Below are 24,392 nucleotides of genomic sequence, written 5' to 3' on the forward strand. Positions count from 1 at the left end.
CATGTACGACGTCGTCGTCGTCGGGGCCCGCTGCGCGGGCGCGCCGACCGCCATGCTCCTGGCCCGCCAGGGCCACCGGGTGCTGCTGCTGGACCGCAGCGCCTTCCCGGCCGACAAGCTCTCCACGCTGTACATCCAGCAGCCGGGCGTCGCGCGGCTGGCCCGCTGGGGTCTGCTGGACGCGCTTCGGGCCACCGGCTGCCCGCCGCTGGACCACGTCGTCTACGAGCTGGGTGACGTGCGCGTCGAGGGCTGCTGCAGCGGCATCGACGGCATCCGCGCGGCGTACGCGCCCCGCCGCTCGATCCTGGACCCGCTGCTGGCCGGCGCCGCTGTCGACGCCGGCGCCGAGTTCCGCGACGACTGCCGGGTCACCGGCCTGCTGTGGGAGGACGACCGGGTCGTCGGGGTGCGCACCGACCGCGGCGACGAGCGGGCCGCGCTGGTCGTCGGCGCCGACGGGATGCGCTCCACCGTCGCCGGGCTCACCGGCGCGCCCACGACGACGTCCCACCCGCCGCTGACCTGCGCGTACTACGCGTTCTGGGACGGGCCGAAGACACACTTCGAGATGTACGAGGGCGACACCGGCTGGGTGTCAGCGGTGCCGACGAACGACGGCGCGGTGCTCATCGCCGCCTACTACCCGCAGCAGCGCTTCGACGAGGTCCGGCACGACGCGCGCGCGGCCTACCTCGACAACGTGCGGACCAACGCGCCGCGGCTGTACGAGCAGATGGAGCGCGGCCGGCAGATCGGCGGCGTGCACGGCACGGGTGACCAGCAGAACTTCTTCCGCCGCGCGCACGGCCCGGGCTGGGCGCTCGTCGGCGACGCCGGCCACCACAAGGACTCGCTGACCGCGCGCGGCATCTCCGACGCGTTCATGCAGGCCGATCTGCTCGCCGAGTCGGTGGGCGAGCACCTGGCCGACCGGACACGGCTCGACGCCGCGCTGGCCGACTACGACCGGGAACGCGAGCAGCGGCTGATGGAGAACTACCAGGCGACCCTGCTGGTGGCCCAGGCCGAGGCCCGGGACAAGCGCCGCGCGCTGCTGCGCGCCGTCGGCAGCAGCCCCGAACTGACCACCCGCTACTTCGACGCGGTGGCCGGGATCGTGCCGCTGCGGGAGCTGTACACACCGGAACTGATGGCGCTGATGTCCGCCCCGACGGCCCCCTGACACCGCGCCCTATTGAGCAGACACCCGTGCCGGTGATCGGCGACCGTCAGATCCGCAGACGTCTTGCGATCCGACCTCACCGGCACGACCTTTGTGGAGGAACCATGTCGCCCACCCCTTACGACTCGCCCTTCAATCGCCGCGCGCTGCTCCGGATGGGGCTCGTCGCGGGCGCCGCGGTGGCCGGCGTGCCGCTGCTGTCGGCCTGCGGCGACGACGACGAGCAGCCGTCGCCGGCGGCGGCCGGCGGGGGGTCGCTGGCGGTGCTGAAGGTGGGCGCGCCGAACGCGGTCACCGACGCCGAAGCCGGCAACCCGCTGCTGACCAGCATCGGCGCGACCCTCATCGTCATGCGGCACGTGTACGACTCGCTGATGGTGCTCGACAACGGCGAGTACAAGTACCAGCTCGCCGAGTCGGTGCAGCCGAACGCCGACGGCAGCGTGTGGACGATCAACCTGCGCTCCGGGGTGACGTTCCACGACGGCAAGCCGGTCACCGCGGCCGACGTGGTGCACAGCATCCGTACGCTCGGCGCCAAGCCCAGCAACCGGGCCTCCGTCTACGCCAACGTCGACCTCGCCAAGGTGACAGCCGTCAACGACCGCACCGTCACCGTCCCGCTGCTGACCCCCCGCGGTGACTTCAAGGAAGCCGTCCTCGTCGTCTTCTCGCCGGTCTTCCCGGCCGGCATGACCGAGTTCAGCAAGCCGATCGGCTCGGGCCCGTACCGGCTGGCCGAGCGCAACGGCACCACGACCCGGCTGGTCGCCAACGAGCAGTACTGGGGTGGCAAGCCGAGCGTCGCCGAACTCCAGATCGTCGGCATCCTCGACGCCGGCGCCCGGCTGTCGGCGCTGAAGGCGGGACAGGTCGACTACGCCGTCAGCATCAGCTCCACCGGCGCGAAGACCGAGGCGGCGAACAGCGAGCTCACCGTCGTACGCGGCGGTCCGGCGAACGCCAACGCGCTGTCGTTCGCGATGAACCAGAAGCTCGCGCCGTTCGACGACGTCCGGGTCCGCCAGGCGGTCCGGCTCGCCGTGGACCGGCAGGCGCTCGTCGACAACGCGCTGCTCGGGCTCGGCTCGACGGCCGACGACGTGGTCGGCAAGAGCCTGCCCGGCTACGCCGACCTGCCGGCGCGCGCCCGTGACCTGGAGCAGGCGAAGCGGCTGTTCGCCGAGGCCGGGATCACGAAGCTGACGCTGCGGACCGGCGAGATCGTCCCCGGCATGCTCAACGCCAGCCGGCTGATGGCCCAGCAGCTCAAGGAGGCGGGCGTCGAGCTGACCCTCCAGGAGATCTCGCCCGACGCCTACTACGCCGACCTCATGACGCTGGCCACGCACCCGTTCCAGGCGTTCTACTACGTCAACCGGCCGGCCGCCGTGCACCTGTCGGCGGTGACCCACGGCAAGGCGCCGTTCAACGTCACCGGCACGTCGGCGGCCTACCAGGCGCGGCTGGCCAAGGCCCAGGCGACTGTCGACGACAACGCCCGCGCCGAGGCGTTCAAGGCGTTGCAGGAGGAGTTCTACAAGGAGGGCGGCGATCTGCTGTGGGGCTTCCAGGAGCAGCTGGACGCCGCCCGTAAGGGGATCAGCGGGGTCCGCACGATGCAGTCGGTCCAGCTGTTCGACCGGGCGACCGGGCCGGCGTGACCGCGCTCGGGTTCCTGGCCCGACGGCTGCTGGCGACGGTGGCCACGCTGTTCGCGGTGGCGGTGGTGCTCTTCGCCGGCTCGGAGGTGCTCCCGGGTGACGCCGCGTCGGCGTCACTCGGGCCCGACGCCACCATCGAGGAGGTCGCGCAGCGCCGGGCCGAACTCGGCGTCGACCGGCCCTGGCCGGTGCGGTTCGTCGAGTGGGGGACCGCGGCGCTGCGCCTCGACCTGGGCACCAGCACCTCGATGCACCGGCCGGTGGTGGACGTCGTGGCCGAGCCGCTGGCCGCCACCGGCCTCCTGGTCGGGCTCACCGCGGCGGTGACGGTGCCGCTGGCGATGGGACTGGGGCTGCTCACCGGGCTGCGGCCGGGCGGCCGGGTGGACCGGGCGGTGTCGGCCGTCGCGGTGGTGGCGGTGTCGATCCCGCAGTTCGTCACCGCCGGCCTGCTCGTGCTGGTGTTCGCCGACCTGTGGCCGCTGCTGCCGGCGATCTCGCTGCCGCCGCTGGGCGGCGGACCGCTGGACCGGCCGGAGATCCTGGTGCTGCCGGTGGTCGCGCTGACGCTGTTCGGCGCGGCGTGGGCGAGCCGGATCGTGCGGGCGACTGTCATCGACGCGGACGCGATGCCCCACGTCGAGGCGGCCCGGCTGGCCGGGCTGCCCGAGCGGGTGGTCGTGGCGCGGCACCTGCTGCCCGCGGCGGCGCCGCCGTGCGCGCAGACGTTCGCGTGGCTGCTGTCCGGGCTGTTCGGCGGCACCACGGTGGTCGAGGTGGTCTTCAACTACCCGGGCCTGTCGCAGACGCTCGTGGCGGCGGTCCGCAACCACGACACCGCCGTCCTGGAGGGGGTCGGGCTGCTCCTCGCCGCGATCATCCTCGTCTCGTTCATCGTGGCCGACCTGCTCGTCCTCGCGGTCGACCCCCGGCTGCGGGTGGCCGCCCGATGAGGGCCGCGCGGTGGCTGCTCGCCGGGACGGCCGTGGCCGTGGTGCTGTTGGTGCTGGGCGTGGCGCTGTTCGGCCCGTTGTTCGCCGGCGAGCCGGAGCGGATCGTCGGGTTGCCCTACAGCGCCCCGACGGCCGGCAGCCCGCTGGGCACCGACAGCGCCGGACGGGACGTGCTGGACCGGGTGCTGGCCGGTGGCCGGCCGCTGGTGGCCGTGCCGGTGGTGGCGACGATCCTGGCCACCGTGCTCGGCCTGGTGCTGGGCCTGGTCGGCGGCTACTTCGCCGGGATCACCGACGCCGTGGTGTCCCGGCTGGACTACCTGCTGCTGGGCCTGCCGCCGGTGCTGATCCTGCTGGTGCTGCTGCACGGCTGGGGGTACAGCGCCACCACGATGATCATCGTGGTGGTGCTGACCGGCACGCCGTTCGTCTCCCGGGTCACCAGGGCCGAGACGCTCCGCGCGGTCGAGGACGGGTACGTGGTGGCCGCCTACGCCGGCGGCGACTCGCACCTGTCGGTGATCGTCCGGGAGATCCTGCCGAACATCGTCCGGCCGGTGCTCGCCGACTTCGGCACCCGCCTCGCCATCGCGGTCACGCTGACGGCGGCGGCGGCGTTCCTCGGCTTCGGCTCCAGCGGCCCGAACTGGGGGGCCATGATCAGCCAGAACGTCGAGGGCATCCAGCTCACCCCGTGGGGTGTCGCGGTGCCGGCGATCCTGCTCGGTGTGCTCACCGTCGCCGCGAACCTCGGCATCGACCGGATCGTCGGGCGGGTGCTGCGATGATCGAGATCAGTGGGCTGCGGGTCGAGGACACCGCCGGCCGGGCCGTCCTGGAGAACCTGTCGTTGCGCGTCGCCGAGGGTGAGCGGGTCGCCGTCGTGGGCGAGTCCGGGGCGGGCAAGACGACACTGGCGATGGCCCTCGTCGGCGCGGTACGGCGCGGACTGCGGGTGGCCGGGGGCACGGTCGTGGTCGACGGGCACGACGTGCTGACGGCCTCCGGCGCCGAGGTACGCCGGGTCCGGCGGCGGGTGCTGGCGTACCTTCCGCAGGACCCGCCGTCGGCGCTGAGCCCGACGCTGCGGGTCCGGGCGCAGATCCGGGAACTGGCCGCGGACCGGTCCGACGCGGCCGTGAGCCGAGGGCTGGTCGAGGTGGGCCTGCCGGGCGACCGGGCCTTCCTGCGCCGGTACCCGCACCAGCTCTCGGGCGGCCAGCAGCAACGCCTGGCGCTGGCCCGGCTGCTGGCCGGTGACCCGCGCGGCCTGGTGCTGGACGAGCCGACGACGGGCCTGGACGGGCTGGTGCGCAAGCAGGTGCTCGACCAGCTGGACCGGCTCTCCGCCGACCGCGGGCTGGCGGTCGTGTTCGTCACCCACGACCTCGCCGCGGCCGCCCGGATGACCGATCGCCTGATCGTGCTGCGGGGCGGCGTCGTGGTCGAGGAGGGACCGACAGCGCAGGTGCTCGCCCGCCCGGCCGCCGCGTACACCCGGGACCTGCTCGCCGCGGTGCCGGACCTGCCGGCCGAGATGCGCCGCCGCGCCGCCACGCCGGTGCGGGGGGCGGAGGTCCTGACCGTGTCCGGGCTGACCGTGCCGCGCGGGGGGCGGGTCGTCCTGGACGACGTGTCCCTGCGGTTGCGCGCCGGCGAGGCGCTGGCCCTGCTCGGCACGTCGGGCTGCGGCAAGACGACGCTCGCCCGGGCCGTCGTCGGGACGCTGCGCCCCAGCTCGGGCCGGGTGACGCTGTCGGGCGAGGTCCTGGAGCCGACGCTCGGGCGCCGGCCGGTGCACCAGCGACGCCGCATGCAGCTCATCCCGCAGGACTCCGGCGGGTCGCTGAACCCGCGGCGGCCGGTGGGCGCGGCGATCGGCCGGGTGGTCCGCCTGGCCGGTGGGATGACGGCCGAGGCGGTGGCGGCGGAGACCCGCCGGCTGATGGGGCTCGTCGGCCTGCCGGGGGAGCTGGCGTCGCGGCTGCCGCGGGAGCTGTCCGGCGGGCAGCGGCAACGCGTCGCGATCGCCCGCGCGCTCGCCGCCGGGGCCGACGTGCTCGTCTGCGACGAGATCACGTCGAACCTCGACGCCCAGGTGGCGGCCTCGGTCCTGGCCCTGCTCGACTCGCTGCGGCGGACCCTGGGCCTGGCGGTGCTCATCGTGACGCACGACCTCGGTGTGATCGCCCGCAACGCGGACCGGCTCGCCGTGCTCAGCGGCGGGCGGATCGTCGAGGAGGGCACCGTCGAGCAGGTGTTCGGCAACCCGCGCCACGAGGCGAGCAGGATGCTGCTGGACGCCGCGCGGCCCGTCACGGCGGTGGCGGACGTGCCGTGACAGCCCGAGGCGGAGGGCCGCTACCGGCTTCCCGGTAGCGGCCCTCCGCCTCGATCTCAGCGCGTCAGACGAGCTCGTCGAGGAGTTCGTAGTTCAGCGTGAAGGTGTGGCTGCCGTCCTCCAGCTTGCGCATGGTGGCGGTGCCCTGGATGCCGGCGAGCCCCTCGGTGCCGGTCCCCGGCACGATGTGCCACTCGGCGCCGCCCTCCTCGTCGCTCATCAACCCGACGGCCTGGTGCTGGAGCATGAAACTGCCCTTGGAACCGCCGATCGACACCTCGATCACTTCGTGACCGACGTATCCGGCGCCGCCCTTGCCATAGGCGAACAGGAACTGCGCGCGGCTGGTGCCCTCGAGTTCACCGGAATACGTCTTGGTGACCGAGGCCCGCGAGAATTTCATGCCGTCGGGGGTCTCCTGCCACTCGTCTTCGTCCCAGGAGTCGAGCGTAAATGAAGCAGTCGCGGTGCTCACCTTGTCTCATTCCTTCCGTGGTTCTCTTTCAGTCCCAGACCGAGGCGCAGAACGGGTGACCGGCCGGGTCGAGGAAGACCCGCCACTTCGCGTCGCCGGGCTGGTCGGCGGGCTTCGTCGCACCCAGGCGCAGCAGCTCGGTCTCGGCCGTCTCGATGTCGTCGACGGCCAGGTCGAGGTGCAGTTGCTGGGGAACCGTCTGCCCGGGCCACTCCGGACGCCGGTAGTTCTCCACCCGCTGCAACGCCACGGCGACGCCGTCACCGTTGCTGAGGAACGCGCCGGACTCCGACTCGTGCACCGGCTCGAGGCCGGCCGCTTCCCGGTAGAAGGCCACCAGCGGGGCGATTTCGGAACAATCCAGTGTTACCGCCGCCAAGCGACCGACAGCCATTCATGTCTCCTGGAGATTTGTCGTCCGATCGAAAGCGTGGCCCGAGCCTAGCAATCCGCCGTCGTCCACGCCACGGTCGCCGGGTGTGTCGCGACCGGCCTGCTCATTAGACGGTTGCGAATGGACAGCAGGCCCCGAAGGTTCGGCAGCATACCGGCTGAACCGTCGGCGGCGCCACCGATACACCAATCGAGTTGCCCTCACTTCGTGCTCACAACAGCGCAGCGTCAGGCGCACTCGTCCGCCACGATTCGCCGGTACCCCAATCACCGGCGTGGAGGAGAACACGGTGGAAGGCTTCGAGATCTTCACCTACGGGGACGCCGTCGCCGACGTCTTCGACGGGACGGGATGGGCCGGCGACCCGGGTGACACCGAGGAGACGATCGAGTGGCTCGCCGAGAACGCCGGCGGCGGGCCCGTGCTCGAACTCGGCGTCGGCACCGGCCGGGTCGCCGTCCCGCTGGCCCGCAGGGGCATCGAGGTGCACGGCATCGACGCGTCGGAGGGGATGCTGACGCAGCTGCGCGACAAACCCGGCGGCGAACTGGTGCACGTGCACGTGCAGGACTTCACCGACTTCACGCTGCCGTACAAGTTCTCGCTGGCGTACGCGGTCTTCGACACGCTGCCGTTCATCACCGACCAGGAGGAGCAGATCCGCTGCTTCCAGAAGGTCGCCGACGTCCTGGAGCCGGGCGGGCGGTTCGTGATCCAGACGTCGATCCCCGACCCGGCGCGGTACGACCGCAACCAGCGCACCCAGACCGTACGGGTGGAGAAGGACCACGTCGTGATGACGTTCACCCGGCGCGAGCGGATCTCCCAGTGCTCGTCGATCCAGTTCGCGGTCCTGCGGCCCGACGGCATCCGGTTCTTCCCGATGCGCATCCGCACCGTCATGCCGTCGGAGATGGACCTGATGGCCCGCCTCGGCGGGCTCACCATGGAGTCGCGCTGGGGTCACTGGGACGGACGACCACTGCGCGACTCCGACGAGCGGCACATCACCGTCTACCGCAAGTAGAGCGGCGGATCGGTGGAGCACAGCCAGACGAGCGCCGGCGGTGCGGGCCGGCGCCTTCGGGTGGTCCTGGTGCAGCAGGGCGTCTGGGACATGCCGCTGGAGTCGCTGCCGCTCGCCTCGGCGTACCTCAAGGCGATGGTGTCCGGCGACGCCGAGCTGAACGACCAGGTGTCGGTGGAGATCTGCAACTTCCGGGGGCGGGTGACGCACGGGGAGATGGCCGCCCGGCTGTTCGCCGGCCCGCTGCCCGACGTGATCGGGTTCTCCGTCTTCGGCTGGAGCCAGCGCGCGTTCGGGGCACTCGCCGCCACCTACAAGCAGCTCAACCCGCAGGGATGGGTCATCTTCGGCGGCACCCACGTCAGCGCGCAGGCCGAACGCGTGTTCCGGCTCTACCCGGAGATCGACGTGGTGGTCAACGGCGAGGGCGAGCTGACCTTCCTCGACCTGCTCCGCGCCCGGCTGGCCGGCGTGGCCCCCGACGCCCTCGGCGACGTGCAGGGCATCTCCTGGCACCGCGCCGACGGCAGCGTGGTCACCAACCCGGACCGGCCCCGGATCGAGGATCTCGACATCATCCCGTCGCCGTTCCTCACCGGAGCCGTCGAACTGCTCGACGCCGACGGCCGGTTCCGCTACGACGTCGCGCTGTTCGAGACCAACCGCGGCTGCCCGTACAAGTGCTCGTTCTGCTACTGGGGCGGCGCTGTCGGCCAGCGGGTACGCGCGTTCTCCCGGGAACGGCTGCGCGCCGAGCTGGAACTGTTCGCCCGGTGCGGCGTGCACACAGTGGTCGCCTGCGACGCCAACTTCGGCATGCTGCCGATCGACCTGGAACTCGTCGACGACCTCATCGACATCAAGCGGCGGCACGGCTTCCCGCTGGCCTTCGAGAGTTCGTGGGCCAAGAACAAGTCGAAGGTGTTCTACGAGATCGTGCGGCGGATGAAGGAGGCGGGGCTGCGCAGCTCATTCACCCTGGCCCTCCAGTCGCTCAACCCGGACGCCCTGACCCTGATGCGCCGGCGGAACATGAAGGTCAACGACTGGCGTGACCTGGTGCGGTGGCTCAACCGGGAAGGGCTGGACTGCTATGCCGAGCTGATCTGGGGCGCGCCGGGCGACACCGTCGAGTCGTTCCTGGCGGGGTACGACGAACTCGCCCAGCACGTGTCCCGGATCGCCGTCTACCCGATCATGCTGTTGCCGAACACCGAGTACGCGGAGAACAAGGAGTTGTACGGCATCGTCGCGCTGCGCGGCGACAACGACGACTTCGAGTACGTGCTCGCCCACCGCACCATGACCTTCGCGGACAACGCGGTGATGCAGCGGTTCCTGTTCTGGGCCCGGGTGATGGCCGAGAACGCGGTCCTGCGTCACTGCTGGCTGCCGCTGCGGCGGCTCGCCGGGTGGGAGCAGTCCCGGGTCCTCAACAGCCTCGCCGACTGGGCGGACACCACCACGGCGCGGGAGGCGATCCCGTTGCGGGAGGCCGCGATGCGGGGTCACGGCGGCGGCGCGCCGGCGTACGCGGCCGCCATCGGCTACCTCTTCACCGAGGCGGACGGGCGGCGGGCGCTGGAGCTGTGGTGGCAGGAGGTGGTCTCGCGGCAGCTCGCGGCCGACGTCCGCCCGTTCCTCGACGAGGTGTACCGCTACGACCTGCTGACCCAGCCGGTCTGCGAGCCGGACGGACTCGCCGTCGTCGAGATCGGCGGCGTCGAGTACTTCCACCGCCCGGACGTGACCCTGGCCTACGACGTGCCGGGCGTCCTCGCGCGGATGCGCGCCGACGAGCCGGTCTCGCTGGAGCCGGAACCGATCCGCGTCGACATCTACTACCGCACCGGCGCCATGACCGCGGTCATGTCGACGAACCACGAGGAGATCCTGCACTTCATGGGGGAGGTGCGCAGAGCAGGCACCCCGCTCACAGTCCCCTGACCGATCGCCGGTGTCCGGAGTGGACCGGCGCTGCCATACTCGGCCCGATGGGGTCGTCGTCGAGGTGACTGTGCAGTTCCGGGTGCTGGGTCCGCCGGAGGTCGTCCGGCACGGGCGGGTGGTGCCCCTCGGCGGGCCGAAGCAGCAGGCGCTGCTGGCTCTGTTCCTGCTGCGGCCGAACCGGTTCGTCGCCGCCGACTGGCTGGTCGACGCGCTCTGGGACGCACGACCGCCGGCCAGCGCCCGGACGACGCTGCGCACGTACGTCGCCGGGCTGCGCCGGGCCGTGGAACCCCACCGGTCCCACCGCGAGCCGGCGCGCGTCCTGCGCAGCCACCCCGGGGGGTACGAACTGCGGGTCGACGCCGACGCGGTGGACGCGATCCGGTTCGCCGGCCTGGTGGACCGGGCTGCGGACGCGCTCGCGGCCGGGCAGGCGGCGGCCGCCGAGCGGACGTACACCGAGGCGCTGGCGTTGTGGCGCGGCGAGCCGCTGGCGGGCGTGGCCGACCTGGCCGCGGTGCGTCCGGAGGCGGCCCGGCTGGCCGAGCTGCGGCTGAGCGCCGAGGAGGGGCGGCTGACAGCCGCCGTCGCCGCGGGCCGGCACGCGACGCTGCTGCCGGAACTGCGCCGGTTCGTCTCGGCGCACCCGCTGCGCGAGGGCGCCCGGGCGCAGCTGATGCTGGCCCTGTACCGCTCGGGGCGGCAGACCGAGGCGCTCGCCGTCTTCGACGAGGGCCGCCGGATCCTGGCCGGCGAGTACGGGATCGACCCCGGTGAGCAGACCCGCGCGGTGCACCGGCTGATCCTGGAGCAGGCCGTACCGCCTGATCGGAGCAGTCCCGCGGACACCGGCGGCCCGGCGACCGCCGGGGCGGTGCCGGAGCGGGACGGCGGACCGCTCGTGGGCCGGGACGCGGAACTGGAGCGGCTGCGGGACACGCTGGACGCGGCCACCGGGCAGAGCGGGCGGGTGCTGACGCTGGTGGGGGAGGCCGGCATCGGCAAGACCAGCCTCGCCGCGGCGCTCGGCGCCCGCGCCGCCGCGACCGGCGTCCCGGTGGTCTGGGGCCGCTGTCCGGACGTCGGGCAGGCGCCGCCGTTCTGGCTGTGGAGCCAGGTGGTACGCGCGCTGGTGGCGATGCCGCAGACCCGCGCCACCGGCTCGGCGAGCCGCCTGGACGGGTTCGCCGCCGGCGCGCCGAGCGGACCGGCCGACGGTCGCGGTCTCGACCCCACGGCCCGGTTCCAGGTGTACGAGGCGGTGTCGGAACTGGTGCACGCGGCGGCCCGGGAGCGCGGCCTGCTCGTCGTCCTCGACGACCTGCACGCCGCCGACCCGGACTCGCTGCTGTTGCTGCGGTTCCTCGCCACCGCCCTGCCCGCGTCCCGGGCGCTGGTGGTCGCCACGCTGCGGCCGTACGGCGACGACCCGGCCCTGGTGGCGACGGTCGCCGAGCTGGCGCGCGGGGGCGGCTTCGGTCAGGTCCGGCTCGGCGGGCTGGACGCCGCGGCGGTCGCCGACCTGGTCCGGGGCCGCACCGGCGTGGCGCCGCCGGAGCCGGTGGTGACCCGGCTCGTCACCCGGACCGGCGGGAATCCGTTCTTCCTCACCGAGCTGCTGCGTTCCCGGACCGATCCGGGCGCCGCAGCGGAGCTGCCGCCGAGCATCCGGGACACCGTGCGGCTGCGGCTCGCCGGACTGCCCGGCCCCGCCCGGCGCTGCCTCGACCTGCTCAGCGTGGCCGGGCACGACCTGGACCTGGCGGTGCTGGCGGCGGCACTGGACAGCACCGCCGAGACCGTCGCCGAGGACCTCGCCCCGGCCTATCCGGCCGCGCTGGTGGTCGAGACCGGGCCGGGCGCGCTCGCGTTCCGCCACCCGCTGATCGCCGAGGTCACCTACGCCGAGCTGGTCCCGCCGCGCCGGGCCGCGCTGCACGCCCGGCTGGCCACCGCGTACGAGCGGACGGCCGGCACCGCGCCGGCCGAGCTGGCCCACCACTACGGGGAGGCGGTCGGTCTGGGCCACGGCGAGGACCACCTGCGGTGGTCGCTGCGCGCCGCCGACGACGCCACCCGCCGGGTCGCCTACGAGGACGCGCTCGGCCACCTCGAACGCGCCGCGCTCCGGCTGGCCCCGGCTGCGCGGGTCTCGCCCGACGCGGCGGCCACCGAGCTGACCGTCCAGTTGCACCGCGCGTCCCTGCTCCAGATGACGGTGGGCGTCGGCAGCGACGCGGTCGACCGGGTCTGCGCCCGCGCCCGAGAGCTGCTGACGCTCGTCGGGCCGGACGCCGACATCCGCCACGCGCTCTGGGCGCTCGGCGAACTCGCCGCCAACCGGGCCGAGTTCGCGATCTGCGCCGACCTCGCCGGGCGGCTCGTACGGGCGCCCGACGACGGCAGCGGGCTGACCGCCGTCGCAGGTGAGTACCTGCTGGGCGCGGTCGCCTACTTCACCGGCCGGCAGGCCGAGAGCGAGCGGCGGCTCACCGCCGGGATCGAGCGGCTGCGTACCGTCGACCGGGCGCTGCTGCGCCGCGAGGTGGGCCGCCGTCCGGTGCTGGCCTGCCACAACTTCCGGGCGCTCGTGCGCTCGATGCGCGGCGACCCGGCCGGCGCGCGGGCCGACATCGCCGCCGCCGAGGCCCTCGCCGAGGACCTCGACGACCCGTACGGCCGGGCCAACGCGGCGCTCTACGCCGCCTGGCTGGCGATGCAGGAGCACGACGTCGCCGCGGCCGACGCGGCGGGGCGACGGTGCCGGGACATCGGCCGCGCCACCGGCCTGCCGCACATGACCGCGACCGGCGCGTACTTCCTGGAGTGGGCCGCCGCGCGCGGCGGCGACCACGGCCGGCTCGACGCGATGCGCGCCGCCGCCGAGGAGTTCTACCGTCCCGGACTGCGGTCCACCCGAACCATCACGCTCTGCGCGATGGCCGAGGCGTACCTGACCGGCGGCCGTCCGGACACCGCGGCGACACTGGCCGAGGAGGCGCTGGCAGTGGCGGACCGGGTGGGCGAGCGCGTCTTCGTCGCGGAGTTGCACCGGATCCGCGGCGCGGCCCGGCGCGACCGCGCGGAGTGGGACCTCGGCGCGCGGATCGCCGCCGAACAGGGCGCCGGGCTGCTGCTGCCCCGGTTCGCCGTCTTCTGACCGGCGTGGAATCCCGCCTCCACACACTTTCCACAGCCGTTCCACGCCCGGCTGGTGCCCTGGTCGGTGTCGGGTAGGACGGCCGGAGCCGTCCGGGACCATGTTCCGAAGGGGCACCACCATGGGATCAGCTCAGCCGCCGGCTCACCAGGAGGTCCAGGAGGTCGAGGTCGCCGTCGTCGGCTGCGGGCCGGTGGGTGCGCTCACCGCTAACCTGCTCGGCGCCCGCGGGGTCACCACGCTGGTCGTGGAGCGCAGCGCCACGCCGCACGGTCAGCCGCGGGCCTTCTCCTGTGACGACGAGGCGCTGCGCATCTACCAGCAGGCCGGGCTGCTCGACGAGGTACGCGACGAGACGATCGCGCCGCCGCTGGTCGAGTACGTCAACGGCGCGGGCCGGGTCTTCGCCCGGATGAAGCTGTCCGAGACGGACTTCGGGTACGGGCACGCGCCGCTGCGCTTCTTCGACCAGCCGCGACTGGAACGGACGCTGCGCGCCGGGCTGGACCGCTTCCCGCACGTCCGGCTCGCGCTCGGCACCGAGCTGGTCGGCCTGACCCAGGACGAGGACGGCGTGACGGTGCTCCTGTCCGACGTGGTCACCGGGCAGCGGCGGGCGGTCCGCGCCCGGTACGTGCTCGGCTGTGACGGCGCCCGCAGCGCCACCCGCGCCGCCGTCCGGATCCCGCTGTCCGGGGCGAGCTACGCCGAGCCGTGGCTCGCGGTCTCCGGCGACGTGCCGCCCGACGCCGTGCGGGTGGCCGACACCACGTTCGTGTGCGACTGGCGGCGCCCGGCGTTCGTCTCTCCCGGCGCGGCCGGCAGCTACCGGATGGAGTTCATGCTGCGCCCGGGCGAGACCGAGGACGAGGTGCAGCGGCCGGAGACCGTCGCCGCGCTCGTCTCGCCGTACGTCGACCCGGACCGGTTCGCCGTCACCCGGGCGGTCGTCTACACCTTCCACCACCTCGTCGCGCAGCGGTGGCGGGAGGGACGGGTGTTCCTGCTCGGCGACGCGGCCCACCAGATGCCCCCGTTCATGGGCCAGGGCCTGTGCAGCGGGCTGCGCGACGCGGCGAACCTGTCGTGGAAGCTGTCGCTGGTGCTGTCCGGTGCCGCCGATCCCGCGGTGCTCGACACGTACGAGACCGAGCGGCGTCCGCACACGGTGGAGATGGCACAGACGAGCGTCCGGCTGGGACGCGTCTTCCTGGCCCGCAACCGGATCTCCGCCTGGCTGCGTGACACCGCGCTGCGGGCGGTCCAGACGGTTCCCCGGGTACGGCGGTTCGTGGAGCGCTTCGAGTTCAAGCCGGTGCCGGCGTACCGGCGGGGCCTGATGGCCGGCGGGCGGCGGGACGGCGTGGTCGGGACCATGTTCCCCCAGCCGCGGGTCCTCATCCCGGGTGCGCCCGGTGAGCGCCTGCTCGACGAGGCGCTCGGCGACGGCTTCGTCGTGCTGGGTCGCGCCGGTGTGGACGACCCGCCCGGCGCGTGGTGGCAGGGGTTGCCGGTGCGGTTCGTCGCGGTCCACCCGTCCGGCACGCCGCTCGCCGGCCTGCCGGACCCGCTCGCCGGCCCGCCGGAGTCGTCCGCGGACGGCCGTCCGGACCGGATCGACGTCGTGGACGCCGACGGGGTGCTCGGCGGGTGGCTGCGGCGGCACGGCGCCGACCTGGTGGTGCTGCGGCCGGACCGGTTCGTGTTCGCGCTGGCGACGGCCGGCGGGATCGAGCAGGCCGCACGGGACCTGTCGGCCGCCCTCGGTGCGCCGCCGGACGGCGGCCGGAACCGGGCGGCCAGCCCGGGACTCGCGACGGCGCCGGCAGTGCCCTCGTCGTCGTGACCGCCCTCGTCGGCAGCCGGGCCGATCTCCCACGCCCGCCGTCGCGGCGTGCCGACGTGCGGCCCCGGCCGTGGCGGTCCGCCGGCCGGCGGTGCCGAGCCGGCTCGGCGTCCACCGCCGCGCGCAATCGTCTTCCCGACTCGGCCGCCCGATGTGGCCGGACGGGCAGGGGGTTGTCTTGCGCGCGGGCAGAAAGATCCGGCACGCCGTTGCGCCGCCCTGGACCGCCGACCCTGTAGCCGGACGTCCCCCGGGGACGAGACTCGTACCGGACCGGCGGTGCCCCGCGTGCGGCACCCGGCCCGAGCCGGCCGTCTCCCGGTCGACCCGATCGAGACTTCCCACTCTCCTACGACGATCGTGCGCCGCCGTCCGGCCTCGCGCCGGACGGTCGTGCGCGCGGAAAGGTGGCAGTGATGCGTTCACGAAGATCAGGCCGGTGGACCGGCGCGGTGGCGGCCGCTCTGGCGGTGGTCCTGCTGGGGCCCGGGGCGACAGTGCCGGGCGCCGCGGCACCGGTCCGGGTCGCCGGCCCGCCGGGAGCGGGCCTCGTCGCCGGCTGCGAGACGTTCGGGTTCACGGCCATGCCGGCGGTCGCCGGTGTGGCCGCTCCCCGTGACGTCGAGGCGGTCGACACCAACCAGAACGGCTTCGACGACCTGCTCGTCGCCTCGGCGAGCGGTGACGGCGACGTGCACCAGCTCATCGCCGTCGGTAACGGGACGTTCCGCACGTCGGTGGGGCCCGGCGCCCCGCCGGAGGTCTATCCGGCGCCGGGCACGCCGCGCGCCGTCACCGTCGGCTACTTCAACCGGGACGCCAAACCGGACTACGCCGTCGCGACCACCGACGGGGTGGGTGTCTGGTTCGGCGCCGCCGGTGGAGACCCGGGCTTCGGGCCGGGAGGGCGCGTGCTGGCCGGCCGCAGCGTGGCGGACGTCGCGGTGGCCGACTTCGACCGTGATCTGCTGCCCGACCTGGCGGCCCTCGACCCGGAGGACCGGACCGACCGGGACGACGACCGGGTGCGGGTGTTCCGCAACCTCAACGGCGGCAGCTTCGACCAGAGGTTCCTCCTCGGTGACCAGCCGACGTACGTCCAGCCGGACTTCCTCGCCGCCGGCGACCTGACCGGCAACGGCGTGCCCGATCTCCTGGTCAGCAGCCGCACACAGGGCACGGTGTCGGTGATCCGCGACGGCGCTAACAGCCCCGCGCCCCGGGTCGAAGGGATCGGCGAGGCGTGGAAGCCCGCGATCGCCGACTTCGACCTCGACGGGCGGCTCGACGCGGCCGTCGCGATCCCCGGCGAGGACCGCATCCGGTTGTGGAGCGACTACCGCGACCCACCGTCCGGCGGCTTCCCGCCGGCGCCCCGGGAGCTGCCGTCGCTGGACCTGGGGCCGCTGACCCCGGGGCGGGAGGGTCCGCACGACGTGGACGTCGCCGACGTCAACCGGGACGGCCGTCCGGACCTGGTGGTGGTCGGCTACGCCAGCCGGGCGGTCTACGTCTTCCCGGGCCGTGGCGACGGCACGTTCGGCACCCCGGCCGTCCTCGCGGCGGGCAGCCGGCCGGTGCAGGCGGCCGTGGGGCGGTTCGACAACAACCAGTCCCTCGACGTGGCCGTCCTGGACGAGGTCGACAACACCCTGCGCGTCTACCTGAACACCTGCACCGCGCCCGGACCGAACCTGACCGCCGGCGGGCTGGAGGTCACCCAGGTCATCCAGGACCTGGGCAACTCCGTCGACCTGGTCGCCGACCGCCGCACCGTCGTCCGGGCGTACGTCGGCACCGACGCGCAGACGCCCGCGGTGACCGCGGCCCTGCACGGGTTCCGGGCCGACGGCACGTCGCTCGGCCCGCCGCTCGCCCCGGCGAACCCGGGCCGCCTGCTGGTGCCCGACCGGACGGTGCGACGCGGACAACTGGGCGGCGGGTTCCTGTTCGAGCTGCCCACCCAGTGGACGAGCGAGGGCCAGGTCAGGCTGCGGGTCGAGATCAACCCGGACCGCCGGGTCACCGAGCCCGACCACCTGGACAACGTGACCGAGCGCACGGTGCGCTTCCAGGCGTCCCAACCGGTACGCGTCAAGCTGATCCGGTTCGGCTACCAGCGCGACGGACAGACAGTGCTGCCTCCCGAGTCCGACCTGGACCGGGCCGAGTCGCTGCTGCGGCGCACGCTGCCGACGAGCCGGCTGGAGGTCACCCGCGCCGACTACCGCGACGACCACCCGTTCTTCTGGATCGGTGACGACAGCTTCTTCCTCGACGCGCAGGACGCGCGTTCGGTGCTCGACCGCTACCGGCAGGCGACGGCAGGGACGCGGGAGCCCGGCGTCTACCACCTGGTCATGGTGAACCGGGACCGGATGGGCGGCATCGCCGAGAACATCCCCGGATGGGTGGCGGTCGGCGGAGCGCACAACCCCACGACCATCCTGCACGAGCTGGGGCACCTGCTCGGCGCCGGGCACGTGGAGTGCACGGACAATCCCGGCGACGAGACCGGGCCCCGGTCCTACCCGTACCCGCGCGGCACCATCGGCGGGCCGGACCCGGCGAATCCCGGCTTCGCCGGCTACGACATCGGTGACGCCTCGGTCGGCGCTCCGCGCCGGATCGTCTGGGCGCCGGACACCAGCCCGCCGGTCGCCGACCTGATGAGCTACTGCCGCAACACCTGGGTCTCCGACGACCTGTGGCGGCTGTGGCGCAACCGCGTCCAGAACCCGCCCGCCCAGCAGGGCGCGACGGGTGACCTGCTGGCGCTGTCCGGCGCCGTCGGCGACGGCACCGCCACCCTCACCGGGCAGCGCCTGACCCGCACCACCCAGCGCCCGGCCACCACGCCCGGCCCGTACGCGCTGCGGCTGCTCGACGCCGCCGGGGCGACGCTCGCCGAGCATCCGTTCACCCCGGCGGCCACCGAGCACGCCGCGACTCGTCCCTTCCACGAGGTCGTCGACTTCGCCCCCGGCACCCGCCGGGTGACGCTCGTGGACACCCGCGCCGGGCGGGACCTCGCCACCCTCCCGGTGTCGGCGAACCCGCCCGTCGTGGCGCTGGCGGGCGAGGCGCCGCCCGCGTCGGTGCCGGCCACCGGGCCGGTCACTGTGGGCTGGAGCGCCGGCGACGCCGACGGCGGCCCGGTCACCGCGAGCGTCCTGTACAGCCCGGACGGCGCCGACGACTGGCGGGTGCTGGCCACCGGGCTAACCGGGACGTCGTACACGCTGGACGCCGCGCAGCTCGCGGGCACCGGCGGCGCGGCCACCGGCCGGCTGCGGGTACGGGTCACCGACGGTGTGCACACCGCCGACGCGACGAGCGGTCCGCTCACTGTCGCCGGCAAGAACCCGGCGGTACGGATCACCGCTCCGATGGGCGGCACGTTCTTCGCCACCGGGCAGACGGTCACGCTCGCCGCGTCCGTCACCGACCCGGAACAGGGCGACCTGGACGGGTCGGCGGTGCGCTGGACCTCCGACCGTGACGGTGACCTCGGCACCGGCGCCACCCGTACGCCGGGGCAGCTCAGCGAGGGACGGCACGTCCTCACGGTCACCGCCACCGACGCCGACGGCCTGCGGGCCACCGCGCGTACCGAGGTGACTGTGGGCCGGGTCCTGCCGGCCGGTGGCCCGCCCACAGCCGACGCCGGGCCGGACCGGACCGCCGTCGAGGGCGACACCGTCACCCTCGACGCGACCCGGACCACCGACCCGGACGGCGATCCGGTGACCCTGTCCTGGACGGTGCTCGCCCAGCCGGAGGGTGGCGGCCTCGGCGGCGGCCTGCGGCTGGAGGGTCCGGCCCGCACGCCGTCGTTCCGCGCCGACCGGGCCGGCACGTACCGGCTGGAACTGACCGCCACCGACGCCCGCCACGGCACCGCCACCGACACGGTGACAGTCACCGTGGCGAACCGGCCGATCGAGGTGAGCCCGATCGCGCTCGACGAGGAGGTGCGGGTGGCCGGTCCGGTCACCGTGCGGGCCACGTTCACCGACCCGGGCGTGCCGGACACCCACCGCTGCGCGGTCGACTGGGACGGCGGGGGTCCGGCCCCGGCCACGCCCGGTGCGGTCAGCGAGGACCGCAACGAGGGCGGCTGCGTCGCCACCGGCGATCTCCGGCCCGGCGTGCACGTCGCGCGCCTCACGGTGACCGGCGACGACGGCGGAACCGGGCAGCAGACGGTACGGATCGTGGTCTACGACCCGTCGGACGTGACGGTGGCCGGCGCGGGCGCGATCGTCTCACCGGCGGGCGCCCTCAGCGCCGACGTGGCCGCCACCGGGCCGGGGGAGTTCGCCTTCGTCGCGGGCCTGGTGAAGGGTTCACCCACGCCGTTCGGCGCGACCACCTTCCGGCTGCCGGGACGCGAGTTCACGTTCGCCGGTACGACACACGAGCGCCTGACCGTCGCCGGGCCGGTGGGCCGGTACCAGGGTGAGGGCACCGTGAACGGCCGGCCGGGGTACGCGTACCAGCTCACTGTCGCCGACGCTCCGGACGGACGTGACGTGGACCGGTTCCGGATCAGGATCTGGGAGAGCGACGGAGGGCGCGTCGTCTACGACAGCGGCCGGGGCGCACCGGACGATCTCGACCCGGCGCACCTGCAACCGCTGAACCAGGGCCGCGTCGTGGTCGTCGGCTAGCCCGGCGCCCCTCCCGCCGTCCGCCACCGGGAAGAGGCGGACGGCGGGAGGCCGCGCCCGTCACACCACGTAGTGCTTCGCGACCCTGTCGATGCGTGGACCCTTGCCGAGATCCGGTCACGGGCGTAGGAAGAACACCACCGTCCGCTGTCGAAGGAGACACGCGTGCCCACCCCCAGACGGCTCCGTCTCGCCGTGTCCGCGTTGGTGACCGCATCGGCCGTGTTGCTCGGTTCCGGCGCCGCCGCGGCGCCGTCCGCGCCTCCCGCACCGGCCGGGCAGCGGTCCTGCGACCCGATCGACCCGGCGGCCTGCCTGCTGCCGTTCCCCAACGACTACTTCACCGTCCCGGACCGCAGCACCCCGACCGGCAAGCGGGTCCGGTTCGCGGCCTCCGCGATGCCCGCCAACGTGCTCGGCGTGCCGATCGACCCGGCGGAGTGGAACCGGCAGGACGGGTTCAGCCCCGGATCGCCGATTCTGGCGCGCGTACCCGGCCTCGACGCCGAGCGGACGCGGATCGCGCCGGTCACCGACGTGGGCCGCTCGCTGGCGCCGGACGCGCCGATCGTGCTGCTCGACGCCCGCACCGGCAGGCGCACGCCCTACTGGGCGGAACTGGACGCGCACGCCGCCGGCAACCCGGACCGGCAGGCGCTGATCATCCGGCCGGCGGTCGCGCTGACCGAGGGCACGAGGTACGTCGTCGGCCTGCGCGGCATGCGCGACGGCGACGGCGCGCTGATCCCGGCGCCGAAGGCGTTCCGCGCGTACGTGTCCGGCGCCGGCCTGGACCGGCGTGACCCGCGCGCGCCGCAGATGAGGCGGATCCTCGCCGACCTGAGCCGGGCCGGTGTCAAGCGGCACAGCCTGTACCTGGCCTGGGACTTCACAGTGGCCAGCCGGCAGGGCCTCACCGGGCGGATGCTCGCGGTCCGGGACGGCGCGTTCGCCGCGCTCGGCCGCCGCGCGCCCTCGTTCACAGTCAACCAGGTCACCGACTACACGCCGGAGCAGGATCCGCTGATCGCCCGGCAGGTGACCGGCACCGTCGCCGTACCGTCCTATTTGACCGGTGACGGCGGACCGGGCTCCCGGCTGCACTACGGGCCGCCCGGCGGCGACGGCACCCCGCCGGCGCCGGACGCGCTGCCCACACCGTCCGGCACGACGGTGGCGGCCGACTTCGTCTGCAACATCCCGCGCAGCGCGTCCGCCGCGAAGCCGGCCCACCTCTCGCTCTACGGCCACGGCCTGCTCGGCCGGCCGACCGAGGTCAACGCCGGCAACGTCAAGACCATGTCGCAGACGTACGACTTCACCTTCTGCGCCACGAGCTGGATCGGCATGGCCGCCGCCGACGTCCCGTACGTGGCGGGCGCCTTCACCGACCTCAGCGCCTTCCCCGCGGTGGCCGACCGGCTCCAGCAGAGCTTCCTGAACTTCCTGTTCCTGGGCCGGACGATGATCCACCGCAGCGGGTTCGCCGCCCACCCGGCGTTCCGCGACGCCGCCGGGCGGCCGCTGATCGACGTGGCCGGCGGGCTGCACTACGACGGCAACAGCCAGGGCGGCATCAACGGCGGTGCGCTCACCGCCGTCGCCCAGGACTGGACCCGCTCGGTGCTCGGCGTGCCCGCGATGAACTACTCGACGCTGCTGCAACGCAGCGTCGACTTCGCCCCGTTCCAGTCCGTGATGGACGGCTACTACCCGGACCGGATCGACCAGCAGCTCATCTTCGGTCTGCTCCAGATGCTGTGGGACCGGTCCGAGGCCAACGGGTACGCCCAGCACATGACCGACCGGCCGCTGCCGCGTACCCCGGCGCACCGGGTGCTGATGCACGTGGCCTTCGCCGACCAGCAGGTCTCGACCGCCGCGGCGGAGGTCCAGGCGCGCACCATCGGCGCCCGCCTGCACACTCCGGCGCTGGCCGACGGCTGGTCACCGGACGTGCGGCCGTTCTGGGGCATCGCGCCGATCCGCAGGTACCCGTACGCCGGCTCGGCCATGGTGGTCTGGAACAGCGGCGCCGCGTACGCGCCGCCGCCGACCAATCTGGCCCCCGCCGGACCGGAGTACGGCGAGGACTCGCACGAGTTCCCGCGCGCCCAGCCCGGCGCGCAGCGGCAGAAGGCGGTGTTCCTGCTCACCGGCAAGGTGATCGACGTCTGCGCGGGCGGACCCTGCCCGTGAGCTGCGTCCGGCCGGTCTGAAGACGCCTACCCACAGCCCGGCCTCCCGCGGCAGCCGGCACACCAATGTCCTAGGACGCTCTGGCGGGTGTGCCGGCCGTCGCGGTGCGGCGCAGCGCCGTGCCCACTCAGAGCAGCACCTCGACCGGCGCCGGATGGCCGAGGAAGTGCACCGGGCTGGCGGTCGGCCCGTACGCCCCGGACTGGTGCACCACCACCAGGTCGCCGACCTCGCACCGGGGCAGCTCCACCCGCCGGCCGAGCGTGTCCAGCGGCGTGCAGAGCGGTCCGACCACTGTGACCGTCTCCCGCTCGTCGGCCGGCTTCGCGGTCACAGCGGACACCGGGTAGTTGCGGCGTACCACCTGGCCGAAGTTGCCGGAGGCGGCGAGGTGGTGGTGCATGCCGCCGTCGACCACCAGGAACGTCTCGCCGCGCGAGTGCTTGCGCTCCACCACCCGGCTGACGAAGACGCCCGCCTCGCCGACCAGGTACCGCCCCAGCTCCAGCACGACAGCGGTGTCCGGGTGGCGGCGGCGCCACTGCTCCACCTCCACGGCCAGGTGCCGGCCGTACGCGGCCAGGTCCAGCGCCTCGTCGCGGGGGAAGTACGGGATGCCGAGCCCGCCGCCGATGTTGACGTGCGCGAGGTCCAGCCGGTGCTCGCGTACCAGCCGGTCGGCCAGCTCGAACGTCTGGCTGACCCCTGTGGTCAGCGCGTCCAGGCGCAGGTTCTGCGACCCGGCGAAGATGTGCAGCCCGCACAGTCCGCGCCGGCCCGGCCCGCGCAGCACCTCGCCGACCGCCTCGGCGTCGATGCCGAACTGGGTCGCACCGCCGCCCATCGTCATCCCGGAACCGGAGAGCTGGAAGTCCGGGTTGACCCGCAGCGCGAACCGGACGGACCGCCCGACCGCCGTCTCGATCCGGCGCAGCCGGGCCAGCTCGTCGCCGGACTCGACGTTGACCACCACGCCGGCGGCGATCGCGGCGGCCAGCTCCGGGTCGCGCTTGCCCGGCCCGGCGAAACTGATCTGCTCCCGGTCGACGGCGGTGCCGAGCGCGGTCAGCAGCTCACCGTGGCTGGCCACGTCGAGTCCGTCGACGAGCGGCGCGAGGCGCTGCACCAGGGCCGGCATCGGGTTGGCCTTGATCGCGTAGTGCAGCAGCACACCGTCGGGCAGGGCCGCCCGCAGCTCGGCGACCCGGTGGCGGACGGCGGCGAAGTCGTACAGGTAGAAGGGCGTGCGGCCGGCGATGTCGGCGGCGAGGTTCAGGTCCATCAGGGCTCCACGCGGTAGAGGGTGAGGTCACGCAGCAGGTCCATGTCGTGGCCGAAGGCGGCCCGGTCGGCGCCGTAGACCATGAACACGGCGGAGGGCGGCTCGACGATGTGCGCGCTGGCGCGCGCGACGGTCTCGCCGACCGACACGTGCACCTGCACGGTGTGCTCGCTGCGCAGCGCGGGCAGGTCGACGGCGCTGACCCGGCCGGCGTGACGAGGGGTGATCACCCAGGCCCCCAGCTCGCCGGTAGGCCGGGCCCGCACGTCGTACGGCTCGCCGGCCCGCAGCAGGTAGTGCGCGAGGTCGATGTCGACGCCGTGGGTGCGCATGTAGACGGCGCGCATCTCGCCGCCCGGCGGCCGGGCCGCGACCTCCAGGAAGACCAGCTCGCCGTCGGGCGTGCCGAACACCTCCATGTGTACGCCGCCGTCCGGTGGCCGCAGCGCGGCGAGCGCCCGGTGGCCGAACCCGGACACCCGCACGGCCGTCGGGTCGTCGGCGGGCAGCGTCCACACGCCGAGCGACCGTCCGGCGGCGAACTCCATGCAGGGGTTGAGGTTGGCGCACACGTTGCTCCACACCACCCGGCCGTCCTGCACCAGCGCGTCGAAGTTGTAGAGCGTGCCGGAGACGAACTCGTCCACCTCGTAGCTGTTGCGGTCCTTCGGCGAGGACGCCCAGCTCGCCCAGGCGCGCAACGCCGCCGGCCCGTCCAGCCGCCGCACGTCCATGCTGGCGTACCTGTCGACCGGCTTGACCACCATCGGGAAGCCGATCTCCGCGGCGATCCGCTCGCAGTAGCCGCGCGGGTCGGCGGCGTGCCGGTCCCGGTCGAAGCGCAGGTGCCGCGGCAGCCGCAGCCCGCTGCCGGCGAGCGCGGCCTTGCTGGCCATCTTGTCCACGAACGGCAGCAGGCGCGCGGCCGGCCAGCCGGCCGTGCCGAGGTGCTCGGCGAGTCGCGCGCAGATCAGCTCGCAGGACTCGTCGTTGGTGAGGAACCGGAGCTGCTCCGGCCGGGGGCGGGGCAGCTCCCGGTCCAGCAACGCCACCAGGTCGGTCGTCTCCATGTCGTCGGGCACGACGATCCGGGCGTACGCGGCGCGCTGCTCGTCGGTGAGCCGGCGCGCGTAGTGCGGGCTGGAGACCAGCCAGAGTTCCGCGTCCGCGAGCCGGCCCAGGTCGGCCAGGCCGGATCGGATCACGTTGTCGTTGATGAGGATGACGTACAGCTTCTTCACG

15 protein-coding genes are annotated in these 24,392 nt (G+C 73.9%); 11 read left to right on the forward strand and 4 right to left on the reverse strand.

Going from position 1 to position 24,392, the window contains the following annotated elements; all coding sequences use genetic code 11:
• The first annotated feature begins 1 nt into the window (after position 1).
• The 5 genes from ML5_RS22605 to ML5_RS22625 all read left to right on the forward strand — a co-directional run bounded on the left by ML5_RS22605 (position 2) and on the right by ML5_RS22625 (position 6,144).
• A complete protein-coding gene (locus ML5_RS22605) occupies positions 2-1,186 on the forward strand; it encodes an NAD(P)/FAD-dependent oxidoreductase (RefSeq protein WP_013287024.1) in 1,185 nt (394 codons plus the stop codon).
• A 104-nt stretch (positions 1,187-1,290) separates the two neighbouring features.
• Positions 1,291-2,850: an ABC transporter substrate-binding protein gene (locus ML5_RS22610; protein ID WP_013476312.1), complete on the forward strand. Its 1,560-nt coding sequence runs from the start codon at positions 1,291-1,293 to the stop codon at positions 2,848-2,850.
• Positions 2,847-3,803 carry an ABC transporter permease gene (locus ML5_RS22615; RefSeq protein ID WP_013287022.1) on the forward strand — a complete coding sequence of 319 codons (957 nt, stop codon included), beginning with the start codon at positions 2,847-2,849 and terminating at the stop codon, positions 3,801-3,803. Before ML5_RS22610 ends, ML5_RS22615 begins: the two co-directional genes overlap by 4 nt.
• Positions 3,800-4,591, forward strand: coding sequence for an ABC transporter permease (locus ML5_RS22620; RefSeq protein WP_013287021.1), 792 nt, complete (start codon positions 3,800-3,802; stop codon positions 4,589-4,591). The genes ML5_RS22615 and ML5_RS22620 overlap by 4 nt, the downstream gene beginning before the upstream one ends.
• The gene (locus ML5_RS22625) at positions 4,588-6,144 is read left to right on the forward strand and encodes an ABC transporter ATP-binding protein (RefSeq protein ID WP_013476313.1); all 1,557 of its coding nucleotides are present in this window, start codon (positions 4,588-4,590) and stop codon (positions 6,142-6,144) included. The genes ML5_RS22620 and ML5_RS22625 overlap by 4 nt, the downstream gene beginning before the upstream one ends.
• A gap of 64 nt (positions 6,145-6,208) precedes the next feature.
• Here the strand turns inward: ML5_RS22625 and ML5_RS22630 are convergent, their stop codons facing one another.
• On the reverse strand, positions 6,209-6,619 hold the full coding sequence (locus ML5_RS22630) for a DUF3224 domain-containing protein (RefSeq protein ID WP_013287019.1): 411 nt from the start codon (positions 6,617-6,619) through the stop codon (positions 6,209-6,211).
• A 28-nt stretch (positions 6,620-6,647) separates the two neighbouring features.
• Entirely contained in the window at positions 6,648-7,013 is a 366-nt protein-coding gene (locus tag ML5_RS22635; RefSeq protein ID WP_013287018.1) for a VOC family protein, read from the reverse strand.
• 289 nt (positions 7,014-7,302) lie between these two features.
• Between ML5_RS22635 and ML5_RS22640 the strand changes: the two genes are divergently transcribed.
• From ML5_RS22640 to ML5_RS22665, 6 genes are all read left to right on the forward strand, one after another.
• Positions 7,303-8,040, forward strand: coding sequence for a class I SAM-dependent methyltransferase (locus ML5_RS22640; protein ID WP_013287017.1), 738 nt, complete (start codon positions 7,303-7,305; stop codon positions 8,038-8,040).
• 12 nt (positions 8,041-8,052) lie between these two features.
• Positions 8,053-9,987: a KedN5 family methylcobalamin-dependent radical SAM C-methyltransferase gene (locus ML5_RS22645; protein ID WP_013476314.1), complete on the forward strand. Its 1,935-nt coding sequence runs from the start codon at positions 8,053-8,055 to the stop codon at positions 9,985-9,987.
• 64 nt (positions 9,988-10,051) lie between these two features.
• On the forward strand, positions 10,052-13,150 hold the full coding sequence (locus ML5_RS22650; protein WP_236619272.1) for a BTAD domain-containing putative transcriptional regulator: 3,099 nt from the start codon (positions 10,052-10,054) through the stop codon (positions 13,148-13,150).
• 121 nt (positions 13,151-13,271) lie between these two features.
• The gene (locus ML5_RS22655) at positions 13,272-14,996 is read left to right on the forward strand and encodes a bifunctional 3-(3-hydroxy-phenyl)propionate/3-hydroxycinnamic acid hydroxylase (RefSeq protein WP_236619273.1); all 1,725 of its coding nucleotides are present in this window, start codon (positions 13,272-13,274) and stop codon (positions 14,994-14,996) included.
• 416 nt (positions 14,997-15,412) lie between these two features.
• Complete coding sequence (locus ML5_RS22660) at positions 15,413-19,669, forward strand: VCBS repeat-containing protein (protein WP_049800119.1); 4,257 nt, start codon at positions 15,413-15,415, stop codon at positions 19,667-19,669.
• A gap of 165 nt (positions 19,670-19,834) precedes the next feature.
• A complete protein-coding gene (locus tag ML5_RS22665) occupies positions 19,835-21,868 on the forward strand; it encodes a hypothetical protein (protein ID WP_013476318.1) in 2,034 nt (677 codons plus the stop codon).
• A 127-nt stretch (positions 21,869-21,995) separates the two neighbouring features.
• Here the strand turns inward: ML5_RS22665 and ML5_RS22670 are convergent, their stop codons facing one another.
• Together ML5_RS22670 and ML5_RS22675 are read right to left on the reverse strand one after the other, a co-directional pair.
• Positions 21,996-23,150: a pyridoxal-dependent decarboxylase, exosortase A system-associated gene (locus tag ML5_RS22670; protein ID WP_013476319.1), complete on the reverse strand. Its 1,155-nt coding sequence runs from the start codon at positions 23,148-23,150 to the stop codon at positions 21,996-21,998.
• Complete coding sequence (locus tag ML5_RS22675; RefSeq protein WP_013476320.1) at positions 23,150-24,391, reverse strand: acetyl-CoA carboxylase biotin carboxylase subunit family protein; 1,242 nt, start codon at positions 24,389-24,391, stop codon at positions 23,150-23,152. Before ML5_RS22675 ends, ML5_RS22670 begins: the two co-directional genes overlap by 1 nt.
• Position 24,392 lies beyond the last annotated feature (1 nt).

This window comes from Micromonospora sp. L5 (genome assembly GCF_000177655.2).
Classification (GTDB): domain Bacteria; phylum Actinomycetota; class Actinomycetes; order Mycobacteriales; family Micromonosporaceae; genus Micromonospora; species Micromonospora aurantiaca.